The sequence below is a fragment of the Actinomadura fibrosa genome (assembly GCF_900659615.1).
Taxonomy (GTDB): Bacteria; Actinomycetota; Actinomycetes; order Streptosporangiales; family Streptosporangiaceae; genus Spirillospora; species Spirillospora fibrosa.
In genome coordinates this window covers 1-2,751 of the sequence record NZ_CAACUY010000489.1, presented here as the reverse complement: position 1 = coordinate 2,751, position 2,751 = coordinate 1, and the positions used below count along the sequence as shown (strand labels likewise).

3 protein-coding genes are annotated in these 2,751 nt (G+C 76.3%); all 3 read left to right on the top strand.

Going from position 1 to position 2,751, the window contains the following annotated elements; genetic code table 11:
• On the top strand, positions 1-360 hold a 360-nt coding region (locus tag E1300_RS48945), incomplete at its 5' end, for a substrate-binding domain-containing protein (protein ID WP_131764078.1).
• A 259-nt stretch (positions 361-619) separates the two neighbouring features.
• The gene (locus tag E1300_RS48940) at positions 620-1,615 is read left to right on the top strand and encodes a Gfo/Idh/MocA family protein (protein ID WP_131764077.1); all 996 of its coding nucleotides are present in this window, start codon (positions 620-622) and stop codon (positions 1,613-1,615) included.
• Positions 1,612-2,592, top strand: a complete 981-nt coding sequence (locus E1300_RS48935) for an inorganic phosphate transporter (protein ID WP_131764076.1) — start codon at positions 1,612-1,614, stop codon at positions 2,590-2,592. Before E1300_RS48940 ends, E1300_RS48935 begins: the two co-directional genes overlap by 4 nt.
• Positions 2,593-2,751 lie beyond the last annotated feature (159 nt).

The window sequence follows — 2,751 nt, the reverse complement described above, 5'->3', positions numbered from 1 at the left end:
ACCGCGCCGGACGAGCCGTGGCGGGCGCCCGAACCGCCGACCGCCGTCCTCGCGCTCGGCGACCCGACCGGCACCGCGGCGCTCACCGCGCTGCTGCGGGCCGGGCGGCGCGTCCCGGACGAGGTCTCGCTGATCGTCGTCGGGGACTCGCCGGGAGCCCGGGCCGCCCGGGTGACGGCGGTCGCCTCCCCGGCCGCGGAGCTGGGGAGCAGGGCCATGGCGGTCCTGCTGGACCGGATCTCCGGCGAGGCCCCGGCCGCGGGACGGCGCGACACCGTGCCTCCCCGCCTCGACGAACGCGACACCACCCGGGCGCTCAGCCTGGGCCGGCGAGAGGACGCGCCGGACCTGCGGCAGTAGCGGGCGAGCGCCCCGACCACCCGGCCGCCGGCCGGGCCGTCGGCATGCCCGCCGGGCGCCGGTGACCGCATGAAGCCAGTTCAGGTCAGAACGTCAAGATGTAAGAACAAACTATTGACTGCCCATCTTTCGCGGGCTACAAATGTGCGGCAAGCCACACGGAGATGACGAGAAGATGAACGGCCGGTGTCCATCAGCGGTCCATCAGGTGAACTCGCCATCGGAATCGGACAGGCCGAGACATGCCTTGGGAGGCACCATGCGGGTCGGACTGCTGGGCGCGGGGCGGATCGGGGCGTCGCACGCCCGGTTCCTGGGCGGGCATCCGCAGGTCGATGCGCTGCTGATCGGCGACGCCGACGTCCGCCGCGCGGTGGCGCTCGCGGGGCCGATCGGCGCCAGCGCCGGCGACCCGGACGCCGTGCTCGCCGCCGGGCTGGACGCGGTCGTCATCGCCACGCCGACGTCGACGCACGCCGAGCTGCTGGTCCGCGCCTGCGAGGCGGGCGTCCCCGCGTTCTGCGAGAAGCCCGTCGCCCCGGACCTGCGCACGACGCTGGAGGTCCGCGACCGCGCCGCCAAGACGGGCGTCCCGGTGCACGTCGGGTTCCAGCGCCGGTTCGACGCCGGCTACGCCGCGGCCCGGCGCGCCGTGCTGGACGGGCGGCTCGGGGCGCTGCACCGCGTCCACCTGGTCACCGCGGACCCGGGGCCGCCGCCCGCCGAGTACGTCCGCTCGTCCGGCGGGATCTTCCGCGACTGCCACATCCACGACTTCGACGTCCTGCGCTGGGTCACCGGCCGGGAGGTGGAGTCGGTGACGGCCGTCGGCGCCAACCGCGGGGACCCCTACTTCGCGGCGGCCGGCGACGTGGACACGAGCGCCGCCGTCCTCGTCATGGACGACGGGACGATCGCCACGCTCCAGGGCTCGCGGTACAACCGGGCCGGATACGACGTCCGGATGGAGCTCGCGGGCACCGCCGGCACCTGGGTGGTCGGACTGGACGAGCGCGCCCCGCTCCGGTCGGCCGAACCGGGCGTCGACTGGCCCTCCGGCGATCCCTGGACGGACTTCCGGGAGCGCTTCGAGCCCGCCTACACGAACGAGATTGGAACGTTCCTGGAAATGGCGCGGGGCCGCGCCGACAGCCCCTGCACCGTGGACGAGGCGCTGGAGGCCCTCCTGGTCGCCGAGGCCGCGACGCTGTCGCTGCGCGAGGAGCGCCGCGTCGCGCTCGCGGAGCTCCGGTGATCTGGGCGGTGGCGTTCGGCGCGCTGGCGCTGGCGTTCGTCTGGATCACCGGCGTCAACGACGGCGCCGTCCTGCTCGGGCTCAGCGGGCGCTTCCCCCGCTCGCCGGGGCTGCTCCTCACCGCGCTGGCGCTCATGCCGCTCGTCCTCGTCCCGCAGGTGACGGTCGCGGTCGCGCGGACGTTCACCGAGCGGCTGACCGACCTCGGCGACCGGCGCGGCGCGCTCGCGTTCCTGCTCGGCGTGGCCGTCGCGCTCGCCGTCGTCGCCTGCCTCACCCGGCGCGGGCTGCCCACCAGCCTGACCCTGGCGATCGTCGGCGGCATCGGCGGCGCCGGACTCGGCATCGGGCTGCGCGTGGCCTGGGGCGGGCTCGCGCTCGTCCTGCTGATCGGGGCCGCCGCCCCGCTGGTCGGCACGTCCGTCGGGTTCGCGCTCGGGGTCGCGTCGCGGCGCGTGCCGTCCTTCGCCGGGATGCCCGGGGCCGTCCGGACCGCCCACCTGCTCGCCTACACCGCGCAGTGCGCCGCCTACGCGGCGAACGACGGGCAGAAGATGCTCGCGGTCGTCAGCGTGGCGCGGCAGGTCGTGTCCACGCGGCGGCTCGGCGCGGTCGGGCCCGTCCAGCCGACGCCGGTCGTGCTCGCCGCGATCGCCGTCGTGTTCTGCGCGGGCGCGCTGAGCGCCGCGCACCGGGTGGGGGAGCGGCTCGGCCGCGGCCTCGTGCTGGCCAGGCCGCTGCACGTCGTCTCGACCGAGGCGGCCGCCGCCGCGTCGGTCGCGGCCAGCTCGATCGCGGGCGCGCCGGTCAGCATGACGCAGTCCGTCACGGCCGGGATCGTCGGCGCCGCCGCCAGCGAGGGCGCCTCCCGGGTGCGCTGGCAGAACGTCCTCGGGATCGGCGCCGCGTGGCTGTTCACGCTGCCGCTCGCGTTCGCCGCGGGCGTCCTCGGCGGCGTCGCGGGCAGGGCGCTGTGAGCGCCGCCCTCCGGCCCGTCCGCCGGATCCGGCTCGTCTGGGACGATCTGCGCGGCCGCTCCGTCGGCTACGCGGAGCTCGACGAGCGCTCCAGCTGGGCCGCGCGCGCCCTGGAGGCCGCGGGGCTCGGATACGGCTCGCGGGTCGCCTACGTCGGCA